16 protein-coding genes are annotated in these 16803 nt (G+C 68.1%); 7 read left to right on the forward strand and 9 right to left on the reverse strand.

The window, feature by feature from the left end; all coding sequences use genetic code 11:
- Positions 1-155 precede the first annotated feature (155 nt).
- Positions 156-413: a hypothetical protein gene (locus ABTV91_RS11410; RefSeq protein WP_433851553.1), complete on the forward strand. Its 258-nt coding sequence runs from the start codon at positions 156-158 to the stop codon at positions 411-413.
- Between the two features lie 477 nt (positions 414-890).
- On the opposite strand, the gene ABTV91_RS11415 is transcribed toward ABTV91_RS11410, so the two are convergent.
- The 7 genes from ABTV91_RS11415 to ABTV91_RS11445 all read right to left on the reverse strand — a co-directional run bounded on the left by ABTV91_RS11415 (position 891) and on the right by ABTV91_RS11445 (position 8702).
- The gene (locus tag ABTV91_RS11415; RefSeq protein WP_433851554.1) at positions 891-1628 is read right to left on the reverse strand and encodes a copper homeostasis protein CutC; all 738 of its coding nucleotides are present in this window, start codon (positions 1626-1628) and stop codon (positions 891-893) included.
- Positions 1625-2629, reverse strand: a complete 1005-nt coding sequence (locus tag ABTV91_RS11420) for a N(4)-(beta-N-acetylglucosaminyl)-L-asparaginase (protein ID WP_433851555.1) — start codon at positions 2627-2629, stop codon at positions 1625-1627. The genes ABTV91_RS11415 and ABTV91_RS11420 overlap by 4 nt, the downstream gene beginning before the upstream one ends.
- The gene (locus ABTV91_RS11425) at positions 2626-3645 is read right to left on the reverse strand and encodes a glucokinase (protein WP_433851556.1); all 1020 of its coding nucleotides are present in this window, start codon (positions 3643-3645) and stop codon (positions 2626-2628) included. Before ABTV91_RS11425 ends, ABTV91_RS11420 begins: the two co-directional genes overlap by 4 nt.
- A 74-nt stretch (positions 3646-3719) precedes the next feature.
- Positions 3720-4106: a fluoride efflux transporter CrcB gene (crcB, locus tag ABTV91_RS11430; RefSeq protein ID WP_433851557.1), complete on the reverse strand. Its 387-nt coding sequence runs from the start codon at positions 4104-4106 to the stop codon at positions 3720-3722.
- Positions 4107-4171: 65 nt separating this feature from the next.
- The gene (locus ABTV91_RS11435) at positions 4172-5479 is read right to left on the reverse strand and encodes a replication-associated recombination protein A (RefSeq protein WP_433851558.1); all 1308 of its coding nucleotides are present in this window, start codon (positions 5477-5479) and stop codon (positions 4172-4174) included.
- A gap of 139 nt (positions 5480-5618) precedes the next feature.
- On the reverse strand, positions 5619-6269 hold the full coding sequence (gene lolA, locus ABTV91_RS11440; protein ID WP_433851559.1) for an outer membrane lipoprotein chaperone LolA: 651 nt from the start codon (positions 6267-6269) through the stop codon (positions 5619-5621).
- 78 nt (positions 6270-6347) lie between these two features.
- Positions 6348-8702, reverse strand: a complete 2355-nt coding sequence (locus ABTV91_RS11445) for a DNA translocase FtsK (RefSeq protein WP_433851560.1) — start codon at positions 8700-8702, stop codon at positions 6348-6350.
- Positions 8703-8991: 289 nt separating this feature from the next.
- Between ABTV91_RS11445 and trxB the strand changes: the two genes are divergently transcribed.
- The 5 genes from trxB to infA all read left to right on the forward strand — a co-directional run bounded on the left by trxB (position 8992) and on the right by infA (position 13084).
- A complete protein-coding gene (trxB, locus tag ABTV91_RS11450; RefSeq protein WP_433851561.1) occupies positions 8992-9969 on the forward strand; it encodes a thioredoxin-disulfide reductase in 978 nt (325 codons plus the stop codon).
- A 24-nt stretch (positions 9970-9993) separates the two neighbouring features.
- Entirely contained in the window at positions 9994-10887 is an 894-nt protein-coding gene (locus ABTV91_RS11455; protein WP_433851562.1) for a metallophosphoesterase, read from the forward strand.
- Positions 10884-12023, forward strand: a complete 1140-nt coding sequence (locus tag ABTV91_RS11460) for a GNAT family N-acetyltransferase (RefSeq protein ID WP_433851563.1) — start codon at positions 10884-10886, stop codon at positions 12021-12023. The genes ABTV91_RS11455 and ABTV91_RS11460 overlap by 4 nt, the downstream gene beginning before the upstream one ends.
- Entirely contained in the window at positions 12020-12778 is a 759-nt protein-coding gene (aat, locus tag ABTV91_RS11465; protein WP_433851564.1) for a leucyl/phenylalanyl-tRNA--protein transferase, read from the forward strand. Before ABTV91_RS11460 ends, aat begins: the two co-directional genes overlap by 4 nt.
- Positions 12779-12865: 87 nt before the next feature.
- Positions 12866-13084 (forward strand): translation initiation factor IF-1, encoded by a 219-nt coding sequence (gene infA / locus ABTV91_RS11470; RefSeq protein WP_005409596.1) that lies wholly within the window; start codon positions 12866-12868, stop codon positions 13082-13084.
- A 199-nt stretch (positions 13085-13283) separates the two neighbouring features.
- On the opposite strand, the gene clpA is transcribed toward infA, so the two are convergent.
- Positions 13284-15563 carry an ATP-dependent Clp protease ATP-binding subunit ClpA gene (gene clpA, locus ABTV91_RS11475; RefSeq protein WP_433851565.1) on the reverse strand — a complete coding sequence of 760 codons (2280 nt, stop codon included), beginning with the start codon at positions 15561-15563 and terminating at the stop codon, positions 13284-13286.
- A 336-nt stretch (positions 15564-15899) separates the two neighbouring features.
- Positions 15900-16220: an ATP-dependent Clp protease adapter ClpS gene (clpS, locus tag ABTV91_RS11480; protein ID WP_433851566.1), complete on the reverse strand. Its 321-nt coding sequence runs from the start codon at positions 16218-16220 to the stop codon at positions 15900-15902.
- Positions 16221-16325: 105 nt separating this feature from the next.
- On the opposite strand from clpS, the gene ABTV91_RS11485 reads away from it, so the two are divergent.
- On the forward strand, positions 16326-16802 hold the full coding sequence (locus ABTV91_RS11485; RefSeq protein WP_433851567.1) for a hypothetical protein: 477 nt from the start codon (positions 16326-16328) through the stop codon (positions 16800-16802).
- Position 16803 lies beyond the last annotated feature (1 nt).

Here is a 16803-nt window from a genome sequence, read left to right on the forward strand (position 1 = left end):
CTGAACTCCAAACCTGCTAGCCTCTCAGCATGTCAACAGCAAGCAAGCCCTGCCTACGAATACAGGCCTAACTGATCGCCGCATGGCGCCCGTCAATGGCGCCACAAGAGGCTTGGCCGAGACCGGCCACCGTTCAGTTAAAAGGGACTTAGGTTATGCATCACTTTCAGAATGTGCCCCCGATCTGCGCCCCCGCGGATTGGACCCCGCGGATTGATCAACTTCTTTCGGATATCTGGTACTTACTCGCCCCCGGCCAGCGAAGTTCTTTCCAGATCACCGACATCAAAGAGAAGCGGGGCGGACTTCGCCTCTACTGGTATTTACAGGCCGACGTCACTAACGAGCTTGGTGACAAAATTGATGCATTGATCGACCAAGCGTCCGACGAGCTTCAACTGCAGCGGCCGTGAATTACAGGGCGGAACATCTCAGGTGTACCTATCGGTGAGCGCGCTCTGTGCCCTGGATGTGCAGAGTCAGTACCCGCTAGAACGCGCTGAGCAACACGCGGCCGACGTACACTGCGATCGAAGCAGCGGCGAAGCGATAGATGCTCGCTGATGAAGATCGCCATAGCACTGTGGGCTGGGTAAAAGTGTCTGTTTTTTCTGCATCGCGTTCATCTTGTACCGCAAATGTCTGCGTACGTTCACAACTGCTCAGCAACATTTGCGTCGATTTCCCCGAGTCTCTGCCGGGATCGCCCAAGATTCTCTGCGGTGAACACCTGAATCTCGTCCTTGCGGGGTGGACGTTGCGGCAGGCAAGACGTGATCCAGAGCCAGACCCAGCGCAGGCGGGCAACGATCATTTCGCATAATGTATATTATGTAAAATTCAGATCCCGCAAGCTGCGCCGGTACAGCGCTGTGCAGCCAACCCGTCCACTATCCAGTCAAATCCAGCGCCCGCCGCAGCGCGCCCACCTGTTCCACACCCGACTGCACCCAGTCGTTCTCCAGTCCGATCAGCGACGGATTGCGGTGGCGCATGGCCGACAGGCGTACCGACTTGGCTGATGCATGTAGCTCGTCGCAGCCGCTTTGCGTCGCGACGTCGGCGATGTTGGCTGCGTCGAGGCCGGCGCCGGCCATCAGGCGGATGCGGCCGGCGGCCTGTGTGGCCAGTTGCCGCAGCATGGGACTGCCGGCCATCGCGCTGGCGGCGCCGCCGGAGCTGAGGATGCGGTGGCAGCCCAGGCCGATGATCTGCTCCATCGCCGCCGGCAGGTCGCGGGCGGCGTCGAAGGCGCGATGGAAGGTGATGCCGAGCGGTCCTGCGGCGGCGACCAGTTCACGGCACAACGGGACATCCACGGCGCCGTCGGCCTCCAGCGCGCCGATCACCACGCCGTCGCATCCCAGCTGCCGGCAGCTTTCGATGTCGCGCAGCATGATGTCGGCTTCCTGGGCGTCGTAGTGGAAATCGCCCGGTCGCGGCCGGATCAGGACGAACAACGGAATCCGCAGGCCGTCGCGGGCCACGGCGACGCTGCCGCGCGACGGCGTGGTGCCGCCCTGCGCGAGGTTGTCGAACAGCTCGATCCGGTCGGCGCCACCGGCCTGCGCAGCCATGGCCGATGCGACGGAGTTGCTGGCGATCTCCAGCAGGCGGCGTCCGCTCATGCCTGTTCGCTGGCGTAGACGGAAGTGGAATCCAGCAGCGCGTCCTGCCTGCGGGAATCGCATACGGCGTAGACGAAGCCGCGATGCAGCGCGTAGGCGCCGACTTCGCCGTTCCGGTTCATTGCCAGGAAGCATACCTGCAGGGTGCGGCTGGCTTCCGGGCGCTTGTGCACTACCCGTTCGATGGCTTCGCGGCAGGCGTCGGCCGGCGAGCGCCCCTGGCGCATCAGCTCGACCACCAGGAAGGAGGCGGCGTTGCGGATCATTTCCTCGCCCATGCCCGAGGCCGTGGCCGCGCCGACTTCGTTGTCGACGTACAGGCCGGCGCCGATGATCGGGCTGTCGCCGACGCGGCCGTGCATCTTGAAGGCCATGCCGCTGGTGGTGCAGGCGCCGGCCATGCGTCCCTTCGCATCGATGGCGAGGATGCCCAGGGTGTCGTGGTTGTCCTTGTCGCCGGGGCGACCGCGGCGTTCGGCGTTGATCTGCGGTGCGTAATGCTCGGTCTTGAGCCATTCGCGCCAGGCGTTTTCGGCTTCCGGGGTCAGCAGCTTGCGGCGCTCGAAGCCCTGCTGCACGGCGAACTGCTGGGCGCCCTCGCCCACCAGCATCACGTGCGGGGTCTGCTCCATCACCCGGCGCGCGACCGATACCGGATGCAGGATGTCGCTGAGCGCGGCGACCGAGCCGCAGCGGCCGTCGCCGTCCATGATGCTGGAATCCAGGGTCAGGATGCCGTCGTGGTCGGGGTTGCCGCAGCGTCCGACGGTGGGATTGCACAGGTCGCTTTCCGCCCAGCGGGCGCCCGCCTCCACCGCGTCCAGCGCACTGCCGCCGGTCGACAGCACTTTCCATGCGGCCTGGTTGGCGCCGACGCCGAAGTCCCAGGTTGAAACCACGCGCGCGCCATCGGCCGACGCCGGCGATGCCACCAGGCGCGGCGTGGCGCCGGCCGCGGCCAGCAGCATGGAGGTCTGCAGGAACTGCCTGCGTGTGTTCATGGGGTTTCTCCGGTTGTGTTGGGGCGGCAGGCGTCGTCCGCATGCCAGGCAAGCGCGCCGAGCACGCCCAGTTCGCCGTCGTCGATGCGCCACACCGGGACGTGCTGCAGGGCCGGTGAAAGCACGCCCTTGGCGAGGAAGCGCCGCTGGAAATCGCCTTCGTGCAACCAGTCGGCGAGGTGGCCGGTGATGCCGCCGGTGAGGTAGACCGAACGCGCGCCGAAGGTGAGCGCCAGGTCGCCGGCGACGCTGCCCAGCCAGCCGCAGAACGCGCGGGTGCTGGCGGTCGCGATCCGGTCGCTGCCGTTGCGCGCGGCTTCCACCAGCGCGGCTGGCGTATCCCAGCGCGGAGCGGCGCCTTCGCGCTCGCACAGGCACGTGTACAGCGTCATCAACCCGGGGCCGGACAGGATGCGTTCGCTGTCGACGTGCCCATGGCGCTGCAGCAGCACGCGCAGCACGTCCAGTTCCAGCAGGTTGCCGGCGGCCAGCGAGGCATGCCCGCCTTCGCTGGCCAGCACCGGCGGCTGGCTGTTTTCCAGGCGCACGGCCACGCCCAGGCCGGTGCCCGGGCCCAGCACCAGTGCCGGGCCATGCGGGCGATGCCGGGTATCGCCCGACAACGCGTGCAGCGCTTCCGGTTCGACATGCGGAATGGCCTGGGCCACGGCCACGAAATCGTTGATCAGTTCCAGTTCGCCAAGGCCCGCCTGGAGGCGCGTATCGGCCAGCGAGACATCCCACGCCAGGTTGGTGTTGAGCAGGTGGTCGCCATCGAGCAGTCCGGCGATGGCCACGACCGCGCGGCCGACGGGAGGAATGGACGCGTCGCCGCGCAGGCTGTCCGCGTAGTCGCGCAGGATCGCCGCCAGGCTCGGGTGGTCCGCGCAGGCGTAACGGCGGAAGCCGTTGACCTGGATCGGCTCGCCCGGCCGCAGCGTGGTCCAGCCCAGGCGGGCATAGGTGCCGCCGACGTCAGCGCCGATGATGGTCGTTGCCGCCACCGGTTCGTTCATTGCGCCCTGCTCTACCGGCATGTCGTCTTTCAATCGTTCCAAATGGAAAGCGGATCATGCGTTGGAAAGCCGGGTCACGCCAAGGGGCGCAGCATGCGCCAGGTGGCCCAGCCCAGCGCGGTCATCGACAGCGAGCCCGCCAGGTGCAGGCCCATGGTCGCCAGCGCCCAGCCCAGCTGCTGGCGCAGGAACAGTTGCACGACTTCGGCGGAGAACGTGGAGAAAGTGGTCAGACCACCGAGCAGGCCGGTGACGACGAAAAGCCGCCACTGCGGCGCGATGTCCGGACGCACCGCGAACCAGGCCAGCGCCAGGCCGATGACATAGCCGCCGAGCAGGTTGGCAGCCAGCGTGCCCAGCGGAACGGTGGGATGGATCGGGTTCAACCAGACGCTCAGGCCGAACCGCAGCCACGCGCCGATCGCCGCGCCGACGCCTATCGCCACAAAGGAAAGCCACATCGCGTGCTGTCTCCTGCTCTGGTCATGGAGCGTCCCGGCCGGGTGCGTCGGGACGCGGTGCCTGTTCATTCCTGCGGCTTGCCGGCGGCGGCCCCGGCCTGCCCACGCGTCGCGCGCAGGCGGTCGAGCTTTTCCTTGAGCTTGATCTCCAGCCCGCGCTCGACCGGCCGGTAGTACACGCGCTCGCCCATCTCGTCGGGGAACGCGGTCTGGTCGAGGGCGATGCCGCCTTCGACGTCATGGTCGTACTGGTAGCCCTTGCCGTAGCCGAGGGTCTTCATCAGCCGCGTCGGCGCGTTGCGCAGGTGCATCGGCACCGGCATCGAACCGAGCTCGGCGACATCAGCGCGGGCGGCGTTCAGCGCGGCATAGGCGGCGTTCGACTTGGCGGTGCTGGCCAGGTAGACGACCAGGTTGGACAGGGCGATGTTGCCTTCCGGGGCGCCGATGCGGTCGTAGGCGTTCCAGACGTTGATCGCCATTTCCAGGGCGCGCGGGTCGGCCAGGCCGACGTCTTCCACCGCCATGATGGTCAGCCGGCGCAGGAGGTAGGACGGGTCGCAGCCGCCGTCGAGCATGCGCGCCAGCCAGTAGATCGCGCCGTCCGGGTTGGAGCTGCGCACCGACTTGTGCAGCGCCGAGATCTGGTCGTAGAACTGCTCGCCGCCCTTGTCGAAGCGGCGCGTGCGGTCGGCCAGCACCTGCAGCAGGGTTTCGGGGGTGATTTGACCGCCCTCGCCCACCGCCAGTTCCGCGGCGATTTCCAGCAGGGTCAGGGCACGGCGCACGTCGCCGTCGGCGGCGCGGGCGATTTCCAGCAGCGATTCGTGCGAGACGCGGATGTCCTCCTCGCCAAGGCCACGCTCCTTGTCTTCCAGTGCGCGCTGCAGCGCTTCGGCCACGTCCTCGGGCGACACCGCCTCGAGCACGTGCACGCGGCAGCGCGACAGCAGCGCCGAGTTCAGCTCGAAGGACGGGTTTTCGGTGGTGGCGCCGACGAAGATGATGGTGCCGCGCTCGATGTGCGGCAGGAAGGCGTCCTGCTGCGACTTGTTGAAGCGGTGCACCTCGTCGACGAACAGTACGGTGCGCCGGCCTTCGGCGAAGCGCTGCGCGGCCTCGGCCAGCACCTGCCGCACTTCCGGCAGGCCCGACAGCACCGCCGATATCGCGCGGAACTCGGCATCGGCGTAACGCGCCAGCAACAGCGCCAGGGTGGTCTTGCCGCAGCCGGGCGGCCCCCACAGCACCATGGAATGGACGCGACCGGATTCGATGGCGCGGCGCAGGGCGGTGTTGGGCGCCAGCAGGCGCTTCTGCCCGACCATCTCGTCGAGCGTGCGCGGGCGCATGCGCTCGGCGAGCGGACGCATGCCTTCCCGGTCCGCGCTCAGCAGGTCGGCAGGAGGTTCGGAGAACGTGTTTCTGGATCTGGCCACCCCCGCATTCTAGCGTGGCCGTCCCCCCGATCCGCGAGGATGCCGGCCCGTGGCCGGCATCTTCCGGGCACGCTTACCGCTCGCCGATGACGTCCACGTCCTTCGGTGGCGTGAAGCGGAAGGTGCCCGCGGTGAAGGTCGGGTTCTTCTTCCAGCCGCTGAACTCGATCACGGTGCGCTGCCCCACCGCATCGACCACTTCCATGCGCCCCAGCCCGCCCTGGCCGAAGCCGAGCGCGGCGTACTGGAAACTGGCGTCCGTCTCGCGCTTGGGACTCAGCGACAGCCACTGCAGGCCGTCGCGCGGCGCGGCTTCCTCGCTGACGTCGTACTGGCGCTCCAGCTGCGCGGGGTTGATCAGCGCGGTCAGCGGGCTGTTCTGTTCTTCCTCGCCTTGGTCGCGCACGGTGGCCTGCTCCAGGTCGGGCTCGTAGACCCAGACCTTGCTGCCGTCGGCCACGATCAGCTGCGGATGCGGGCGGGTGTATTCCCAGCGGAACAGGCGCGGCGCCGACAGCGCGACGCGGCCGCTGGACGATTCCTTGAGCTTGCCGCGGGCATCGAACACCTGCTGGCTGAACTGCCCGTCCAGGCCGCGCAGGCCGTTGGTGAAGGTCTTCAGGTCGTCGCGCGCGCCTGCATGCGCGCTGGCGGCGAAGCCGGCGGCGGCCAGGGTCACGGCGATCAACGTGGGGCGCAGGAAGGCATTCATGGCAGTTGTCATCGGTGGACGGAGGATGGGCAGAGTCTGCCCGGATGGAACTGAATGGGCGGCAATCATGCTCGACCGCCGCCCCTGCCCTCACTTGGGCGGTGGCGGCGCCAGCACGCTGCGGTCGCCATTGTGTTCCGGCGCACTGACCACGCCGGCCGCTTCCATCGCCTCGATCAGGCGCGCGGCTCGGTTATAGCCGATCTTCAGCCGGCGCTGCACGCCGGAGATCGAGGCGCGGCGGGTTTCGGTGACGATGCGCAGCGCCTCGTCGTACAGTGGGTCGGATTCGTCGCCACCGTTGCCGCCGCTCTCCGGCAGGCCGGTAGCGCCGACCACCACGCCGTCGCCCATGGTCTGCACCTCGTCCAGCACGCCTTCGATGTAGTCGGCCGGGCCGCTGGCCTTGAGGTGCTCGACCACGCGGTGCACTTCCTCGTCGGAGACGAAGGCGCCGTGCACGCGGTCCGGCATGGCGGTACCCGGCGGCAGGTACAGCATGTCGCCGTTGCCCAGCAGCGCCTCGGCGCCGGACTGGTCCAGGATGGTGCGCGAGTCGATCTTGGAGCTGACCTGGAAGGCGATGCGGGTGGGGATGTTGGCCTTGATCAGGCCGGTGATGACGTCCACCGACGGACGCTGCGTGGCCAGGATCAGGTGGATGCCGGCCGCGCGCGCCTTCTGCGCAAGGCGCGCGATCAGCTCCTCGACCTTCTTGCCGACGATCATCATCATGTCGGCGAATTCGTCGATGAAGATGACGATGAACGGCAGCGGCTCGAGCTGGCGCGGCACCTCGCCCATTTCCGGGTTCGGCTTGAACAGCGGGTCCATCAGCGGCTGGCCGGCGTCGATGGCGTCCTTGATCTTCTTGTTGAAGCCGGCCAGGTTGCGCACGCCCACCGCGCTCATCAGCTTGTAGCGGCGCTCCATCTCGGCCACGCACCAGCGCAGGCCGTTGGCGGCCTCCTTCATGTCGGTGACCACCGGCGCCAGCAGGTGCGGGATGCCCTGGTAGACGCTCAGCTCGAGCATCTTCGGGTCGATCATCAGCATGCGCAGGTCTTTCGGGCTGGCCTTGTACAGCAGGCTCAGCACCATGGCGTTGACCGCCACCGACTTGCCCGAGCCGGTGGTGCCGGCGACCAGCAGGTGCGGCATGCGCGCCAGGTCGGCCACGGTCGGTCGGCCGGCGATGTCCTTGCCCAGCGCAAGGGTCAGCACGCTGGCCGACTTGTCGTATTCCTTCGAGCGCAGCAGCTCGGACAGGAAGATCATCTCGCGGGTGACGTTGGGGATTTCCAGGCCGATCACCGACTTGCCCGGGATCACGTCGACCACGCGCACCGACTTCACCGAGAGGCCGCGGGCGATGTCCTTGTCCAGCGAGCTGATCTGGCTGACCTTGATGCCCGGCGCCGGCTCGATCTCGAAACGGGTGATGACCGGGCCGGGATAGGCGCCGACCACCTGCGCGTCGATGCGGAAATCCTTGAGCTTGAACTCAATCTGCCGCGACAGCGTTTCCAGGGTCTGCTCGTCGTAGCCCTTGGGCTGCGGCCTGGGGTCGTCCAGCAGCGCCAGCGGCGGCAGGTCCGAGCCGTCGCCGTTGACCCCCTGGAACATCGGGATCTGCGTCTCGCGCTTGGCGCGCTCGCTCTTCTCGATCACCGGCGCCGGGCGCGGTTCGATCTTCACCGGCTCGCGTTTGGCGCGCACTTCGGCATCGACCTTGCGCACTTCCTCGCGCTCCTCGCGCAGCGCACGGGTCTGCTGCCACTCGCTGGCCTGTTCCTTCTTCTTGTCCAGCAGAGGGCCCAGCGCCAGCACCCACTTGCCGATCTTCTCCATCACCAGGAACCACGACAGCCCGGTGGCCAGGGTGATCGAGGTCAGCAGCAGCACCAGCAGGAACAGGTTGCTGCCGACCGGGCCGAAGCCGCTCTGCAGCGATTTGCCGACCAGCACGCCGAGGCCGCCGCCGGCGCGGGCGACGTCGCCCGGCGCCAGGCGCAGGTAGAGGAAGCCGGTGGCGCCGATCAGGAAGCCGACGATGCCCACCAGCCGCAGCGCCGGGCCGAGATCGTCCTGGCCGCGGTCCTCGCGGTTGAGCCCGAACATGGCGATCCACGCGACCGCCGCCAGCATCAGCGGAATCAGATAGGCGACATAGCCGAACAGCTGGCGCAGCACGTCGGCGATCCACGCCCCCACCCTGCCGCCCATGTTGTGGATGGGCGCGACCACCGATCCGGCCTGCGACCAGCCCGGATCGGTCGGGGAATAGGTGAACAGACTTGCCAGCAGGTACAACAGCGCCGGCGCGATCGCGATCAGCGCCAGGTCGCGCCACAGCTTGTTGCGGCGCGGAGCATCCGCTGCGGCGGCCTGCCTGCGCGCAGTGCCGCCAGCGCCTTTGTCACGTTCCGGGACCTGTTTCGCCACCTTGGACCAGACCTTAGAAATGCACGGTTAGTGATTGATATTAAACGACAGGCGACGACGTTTCATCCGCCCGTTCGCCGCCCTGCCGGAGAACAGGCGGGCAACGGCATCGTGGGGCATCGGGAAAGCGCGTGCGGGCGTGCGGCGGCTGCGCGGGAGCGGTCCTGCGGGTCGCGCAGTTCCATTCCTGCGCCTTGATTCACCGGGGCCCGGTCGCCACTCTATGACCTGCCCGGACGGTCGCCATGCACCGCGATCGCGCCGCCAATTCCGACTTCCGCGAGTATACATGAGCACTTCCAGCGCCCCGTCCCTGCCCACCCGCCACCAGAAGCTCGTCATCCTCGGCTCCGGCCCCGCCGGCTGGACCGCCGCGGTCTATGCCGCGCGCGCCAACCTCAAGCCGGTGGTGATCACCGGCCTGCAGCAGGGCGGCCAGCTGATGACCACCACCGAGGTGGACAACTGGCCGGGCGACGCCCATGGCCTGATGGGGCCGGACCTGATGGCGCGCATGCAGGCCCATGCCGAGCGCTTCGACACCGAAGTGGTGTTCGACCACATCCATACCGCCGACCTCTCGCAGCGCCCGTTCCGGCTGATCGGCGACAGCGCCGAATACACCTGCGACGCGCTGATCGTCGCCACCGGCGCCACCGCCAAGTACCTGGGCATCCCGTCCGAGGAAGCGTTCAAGGGGCGCGGCGTGTCGGCCTGCGCCACCTGCGACGGCTTCTTCTACAAGGACCAAGACGTGGTCGTGGTCGGCGGCGGCAATACCGCCGTGGAAGAAGCGCTGTACCTGTCCAACATCGCCCGCAAGGTCTACCTGGTGCACCGCCGCGACACGCTCAAGGCGGAAAAGATCATGCAGGACAAGCTGTTCGCCAAGGTCGCCGCCGGCAAGATCGAAACCGTGTGGCACCACCAGGTCGACGAGGTGCTGGGCAACGAGATGGGCGTGACCGGCGTGCGGGTGAAGTCCACCCAGGACGGCAGCACCCGCGACATCGCCGCGCACGGCTTCTTCGTCGCCATCGGCCACCAGCCCAATACCGACCTGTTCAAGGGCCAGTTGGCGATGAACAACGGTTACCTGGAGATCCGCTCGGGCCTGGGCGGCAACGCCACCATGACCTCGGTCGAAGGCGTGTTCGCCGCCGGCGACGTCGCCGACCAGCATTACCGCCAGGCCATCACTTCGGCCGGCTTCGGCTGCATGGCCGCGCTCGACGCCGAGCGCTTCCTGGACGCGCAGGGCGGCTGATCGCGGTCGCCCCGGCAGCCCGGCATGGACAAGGTATTCGCCAAGCAGCTGCTGTTCCACGGCAGTTGGCTGGTGGTTCCCGCCGTCGCCTGTCTGCTGTGGCGGTGGCGCCGCGACCGGCGCCACCGCGCCGTGCTCGCGGTCCTGCTGCTGGGCTGCGGCGTGTTCGCGTGGGCGCGGTTCGTCGAACCGCAGCTGATCCGGGTGGACCACACCGAGCTGCGCGGCACCGGCATGCAGGCCCGCATCGCCCTGGTCAGCGACATCCACCTGGGCGCCTACAAGGACCGCCGCTTCCTCGAGCGGCTGGTGGAACGGCTCGATGCGCTGCCGGTGGATGCGGTGGTCATCGCCGGCGACCTGACCTACGAACCGCAGCGGCTGGTGCTGTCCGAGGCGTTCGCGCCGCTGTCGGCGTTGCGTGTCCCCGTCTATGCCGTGCTGGGCAACCACGACCAGCAGGCGCCCGGCCCCGACATCGACGTGCCGCTGCGCGAGGCGCTGCGCGCGCATGGCGTGCGCGTCGTCGAGGGCATGGTCTTCACCGACGCGCGCGGCATCCGCTGGGCGGGACTGGGCGACCGCTGGGCGGGAAAGGACGATCCGGGCTTCCTGCGCACGGCGTCGGCCCCGACGCCGGCGATCGTCGTCGCGCACAATCCCGACAGCGCCATGGAACTGCGGCCCGGCGAGGCGGCGATCGTCCTCGCCGGGCATACCCATGGCGGACAGATCCGCATTCCATGGCTGTACCGCAAGGTCATCCCCAGCGCCCACGGCTTCGATCGCGGCGAGCAGATCGCCCCCGCCGCGGCCGGTCCGGTGCGGGTGTTCACCACGCGCGGCGTGGGCGAAGTCGGCCTGCCGCTGCGGCTGTTCAACCCGCCCACCATCGACGTGCTGCAGCTGCGGCCATGACCCCGGCTCTGGAACCGCGCGTGCTCCCGTCCATCGCGCTGGTGGAAGCGGCGCAATGGGACGCCCTGCACGACCGGTGCAATCCCTTCGTCAGCCACGCCTTCCTTGCCGGGCTGGAACGGCACGGCTGCCTGCGCCCGGAATGGGGCTGGCAGCCCCGGCACGTCACGCTGTGGCGCGGCGATGAACTGGTGGCCGCGGTGCCGGGCTACCTGAAGGAGAACTCGCATGGCGAGTTCGTATTCGACCACGCCTGGGCGAACGCCTACGCGCGGCACGGGCAGGAATACTTCCCCAAGTGGCTGGGCGCCATTCCCTATTCGCCGGTCACCGGTCCGCGCCTGCTGGCCCACGACGAGGCGGACAGGCGCGGGTTGCTGCGGGCCATCGTCGGGTACGTGCAGGACGCCGGGCTGTCCTCGGCCCACGTCAATTTCCACGGCGTGGACGAGGACGTGGCCTTCGACGCGGACTGGCTGCGGCGGGTGGATGTGCAGTTCCAGTGGCGCCGGCAACCGGGCTGGCGGGATTTCGGCGATTTCCTCGCGGCGATGGACCACAAGCGCCGCAAGAACATCCGCCAGGAACGCGCCCGGGTCGCGCGTGCCGGCATCCGCTTCCGCGTCGTGCACGGCGACGAGGCGTCGGCCGACGACCTGCGCGCCATGCACGGTTTCTACCTGCAGACCTTCGCCGAGTACGGCAACGCGCCGGCGCTGACCCTGCCGTTCCTGCGCCACCTGGCCCAGACCCTGCCGCGCCAGCTGGTGCTCTTCCTCGCCGAGCAGGACGGCGAACCGCTCGCCGGCGCGCTGTGCCTGCGTGGCGGCGACACGCTGTACGGCCGCTACTGGGGCGGCGCCGCCCTGCCCGGCCTGCACTTCGAGACCTGCTACTATCAGGGCATCGACTACTGCCTGCGCGAGGGACTGCAGCGCTTCGAGCCGGGCGCGCAGGGCGAACACAAACTGGCGCGCGGCTTCCTTCCCGCCGAAGTGCGCAGCCGGCACTGGATCGCCGATCCGCAGTTCCGCCAGGCGCTGCGCGACTGGTGCGCGCGGGAAGCGCGCGATGTCGCCCGCTATGCGCAGGCGCTGCAGCGACACTCGCCTTTCAGGAGTGGGGACGAGCCATGAAACCGGCGATGCATCCGTTCCTGCTGCCGCCCGATCCCGGTGCGCCGTTCCCGCCGGCGGAACTGGCGCTGCACGAACCCGACGGCCTGCTCGCCATCGGCGGCGACCTGTCGCCGGTGCGGCTGCTCAACGCCTATGCCGGCGGCATCTTCCCGTGGTTCTCCGAAGGGCAGCCGATCCTGTGGTGGTCGCCCGACCCGCGCATGGTGTTCCGCACCGATGGCGTGCGCCTGTCCTCGCGCTTCCGCCGCGAGCTGCGTTCCAGCGCCTGGACGGTCGCCGCCGATACCGCGTTCGCCGAGGTCGTGCAGGCCTGCGCCAGCACGCCGCGCCCGGGCCAGGAAGGCACCTGGATTACTGCCGGCATGCAATGCGCCTATGAAGAACTGCACCGGCTCGGGTACGCGCATTCGGTGGAGGTCTTCGATGGCGGGGAGCTGGTCGGCGGCATCTACGGCGTGGCCATCGGCCGGATGTTCTTCGGCGAAAGCATGTTCAGCGGGCGCAGCGGCGGTTCCAAGGTGGCCCTGGCCGCGCTGGCGCATGCCCTGCACGGCTGGGGCTGGCCGCTGATCGACGCCCAGGTCGAGAACCCGCACCTGCTGCGCATGGGCGCCGGGCATCTGCCGCGCGAGGCGTTCCTGGCGCAGGTGCGGGCCTTGGTCCAGGCGGCGGAAACGGAACCTGCCGGGAGCTGGACGCGGCGTTTCGGCCGCTGGCCGGCGGCGGTACTGGCGGGCCGGGCCGCCGTTTAACGCAAACTTTGCATGATTCGGCGGCGCGGGGTAAAATACCCGGCTTCCGGGCCTGAAAAGGCCATCCGCAGAACCGCACAGGATTACATGTCGAAAGACGACTCCATCGAGTTCGAAGGCACCGTCAGCGAGACGCTGCCGAACACCACTTTCCGCGTTCGACTGGAAAACGGGCACGAGATCATCGCCCACATTTCCGGCCGCATGCGCAAGAACTACATCCGCATCCTTACCGGCGACCGCGTCAAGGTTGAAATGACGCCGTACGACCTGACCAAGGGGCGCATCACCTACCGCATGAAGTAAGCGCGGTAGCCGGATATCCCGGAAAGCCAGCCCTGGGCTGGCTTTTTTGCGTGGCTGTGATGCAAGGGAAAGGGGAGCCGGGAAGGTGGTGGGCCTGGTGAGCGCGGTCTGGCCTGTTCCACCTGGCGGAGCGGAGCAGTTCCTTCCGCCCCTTTGCGCCCGCCTCCCGCTTCCCTGCTCCCACCTCCCCGCTCCTTCCTCAGACCGTCGCCGGCAGTAGGTGCTCCGGTTCGGCTTCGGTTTCCACTACCAGTTCGCCATCGCGCACGTCGATGCTGACCTTGCCGCCGCCCACCAGCTTGCCGAACAGCAGCTCGTCGGCCAACGGGCGCTTGATCTGGTCCTGGATGACCCGCGACATCGGCCGCGCGCCCATCTGCGGGTCGAAACCATGGTGGGCCAGCCAGTTGCGCGCGGCCGGAGTGGCCGACAGCGAGACGTGCTTGTCCTGCAGCAGCATCTCCAGCTCGATCAGGAACTTGTCCACCACCCGCAGGATGTGGTCGAAGCCCAGCGCCTGGAACTGCACCACCGCGTCGAGGCGGTTGCGGAATTCCGGCGTGAAGCTCTTGCGGATCACCTCCATCGCATCGGTGGCGTGGTCCTGGCGGGTGAAGCCGATCGAGCGCCGCGACGCCTGCGCCGCGCCGGCGTTGGTGGTCATCACCAGGATCACGTTCTTGAAGTTGGCTTCGCGGCCATTGGTGTCGGTGAGGATGCCGCGGTCCATGACCTGCAGCAGGATGTTGAAGATGTCCGGGTGCGCCTTCTCCACCTCGTCCAGCAGCAGCACGCAGTGCGGCGTCTTGACGATCTTCTCGGTCAGCAGGCCGCCCTGGTCGAAACCGACATAGCCCGGGGGCGCGCCGATCAGGCGGCTGACCGAATGCGGCTCCATGTACTCGCTCATGTCGAAGCGCACCAGCTCGATGCCCAGCTGCAGCGCGAGCTGGCGGGTGACCTCGGTCTTGCCCACGCCGGTCGGGCCGGCGAACAGGAAGTTGCCTATCGGCTTCTCCGGATTGCCCAGGCCCGAGCGCGACAGCTTGATCGCCGAGGCCAGCGATTCGATCGCCGGGTCCTGGCCGAAGATCACCATCTTCAGGTTGCGCTCCAGGTGCTGCAGCACGTCCTTGTCGGTCGCGGTGACCTGCTTGGCGGGGATGCGCGCCATCTTGGCGACGATGGCCTCGACCTCCTCGACGTCGATGGTCGCCTTGCGTTCGGCCTCGGGCAGCAGCCGCTGGCGCGCGCCGGCCTCGTCGATGACGTCGATGGCCTTGTCCGGCAGCAGGCGGTCGCCGATATGCTTGACCGAAAGGTCGACCGCAGCCTGCAGCGCGTCGTCGGCGTAGGTCACGCCGTGGTGGGTCTCGTACTTGGGACGCAGGCCCTTGAGGATCTCGTAGGCTTCGCCCACGGTCGGCTCGACGATGTCGATCTTCTGGAAGCGGCGCGCCAGCGCCCGGTCCTTCTCGAAGATGCCGCGGTATTCCTGGAACGTGGTCGAGCCGATGCAGCGCAGTTCGCCCGAGGCCAGCGCCGGCTTGATCAGGTTGGAGGCGTCCATGGTGCCGCCCGAGGCCGAGCCGGCGCCGATGATGGTGTGGATCTCGTCGATGAACAGCACCGCGCCCGGCACCTTCTTCAACGCGGTCAGCACGCCCTTCAGGCGCTTCTCGAAATCGCCCCGGTACTTGGTGCCGGCGACCAGCGCGCCCAGGTCGAGCGAGTAGATCACCGCGTCGGCCAGCACCTCGGGCACCTCGCCGTCGACGATGCGCTTGGCCAGCCCTTCGGCGATGGCGGTCTTGCCCACGCCGGCCTCGCCCACGTACAGCGGGTTGTTCTTGCGGCGGCGGCACAGCACCTGGATGGTGCGCTCGATCTCGTCGCCGCGGCCGACCAGCGGGTCGATGCGGCCGGCCCGGGCCTGTTCGTTGAGGTTGCTGGCGTACTCGGCCAGCGCGTCGCCCTTGGCCTCGCCCTCCCCGCCCTCGGTGCGGCCCTCGCCGTCGATGGACGGCGAGGCGTCGCCGTCGTCGCCGGACTTGGCGATGCCGTGCGACAGGTAGTTGACGATGTCCAGCCGGGTCACGTCCTGCTGGTTGAGGTAATAGACCGCGTGCGAATCCTTCTCGCCGAAGATCGCCACCAGCACGTTGGCGCCGGTGACCTCCTTCTTGCCGGAGGACTGCACGTGGTAGACGGCGCGCTGCAGCACGCGCTGGAAGCCCAGCGTGGGCTGGGTGTCGCGGCCGTCGTCGTCGGCCAGGCGCGAGACCGAGGTCTCCACGGCCTGTTCCAGGTCCTGGCGCAGGCGATCCAGGTCGGCGCCGCAGGCTTTCAGTACCGCCTGCGCGGAGGGGTTCTCCAGCAGGGCGAGCAGCAGGTGTTCGACCGTCATGAATTCATGACGTGCCTCGCGGGCGCGCTTGTAGCACTGGCCAATCGTCTGTTCGAGGTCTTTGCTGAACATGGGGGACTCCGACTGCGGTTCGAGACAATATGCGGCCTGACTGCACGTTTTCCATCACCCTACCGGATGCCGGTGTTCAGACGGCGTTAGCAGTATGCCCAAGGGTTGGGGATCCGTTCGGGCCGGGCCGCCATCAGCGGCGGATCCCTACCCCACGGGACGGCATTGGCTGCGGGGCATCGGGGTCTGGCGACAGCCGCGCCGGACGCCCGCCCTCTCCACATGGGTGCCGGCCCGGCCACGGCAATGCCGCCGCCGTGTCCATGCGCGGAACGGTGCGGGCCGCCGGTGTCGGGGATGCGGGGACGATGCAGGCGCGGCCGGTGGAGGTGCCGGTCAGGCCTTCTCCATCGTGCACAGCAGGGGATGCTGGTTCATGCGCGAGAACTCGTTGACCTGGGCGACCTTGGTCTCGGCGACCTCGCGGCTGTAGACCCCGCAGATGCCGCGCCCCCGGGTATGGACGTGCAGCATCACCTGGGTGGCCTTGTCCAGGTCCATGGCGAAGAAGTTCTGCAGCACGGCCACCACGAAATCCATCGGGGTGTAGTCGTCGTTCAGCAGCATCACCTGGTACAGCGGCGGCGGCGCGACCTCGGGCTTGCCGGGGTCGACCAGCAGGCCGTGGTCGTTCTCGTGTTGGAGCTTGCGGGGCATGCGCCGAATTATACCGGGTGGCCCCGGCGTACCGCGCCGAATTGGACGTGAACGCCCCCGTCAAAGCACAATTTGCGCCTGATCAACCAATCCCGCAGGGAAAGCATGAAGAAGTACGTGACTGGAATGATGGTGGCGGGCGTGTTGGGCTGCATGGCCGGAACGGCGTTTGCCGGCGAACCGGACGCCGCGGTCGGGAAGCTGCTCGAGTCGCTGGAATACAAGTACGAGGTCGACGACGACGGCGACTACCGCATGGTGTTCGACATGGAGGACGAGCGCACCCAGCTGGTGTTCGTGCGCTCCTCGGTCGAGACCTACGGCGCCCACCGCATCCGCGAGATCTGGTCGCCGGGCTACAAGTCCTCCGGCCCGCAGCTGCCGGCGCTGGTCGCCAACCGCCTGCTCGAGGATTCCAACGATTCCAAGCTCGGCAGCTGGGTCAAGCAGGGCGACATGGCCATGTTCGTGGTCAAGATCGACGCCGACGCCAAGGCCGACGTGCTCAGCGACGCCATCGACGCGGCGATCAAGAGCGCCGATGCCATCGAGCTGGAACTGACGGCCAAGGACGAGTACTGAG

Origin of the sequence: Stenotrophomonas nitritireducens (genome assembly GCF_050984405.1) — a bacterium.
GTDB lineage: Bacteria > Pseudomonadota > Gammaproteobacteria > Xanthomonadales > Xanthomonadaceae > Stenotrophomonas > Stenotrophomonas nitritireducens_B.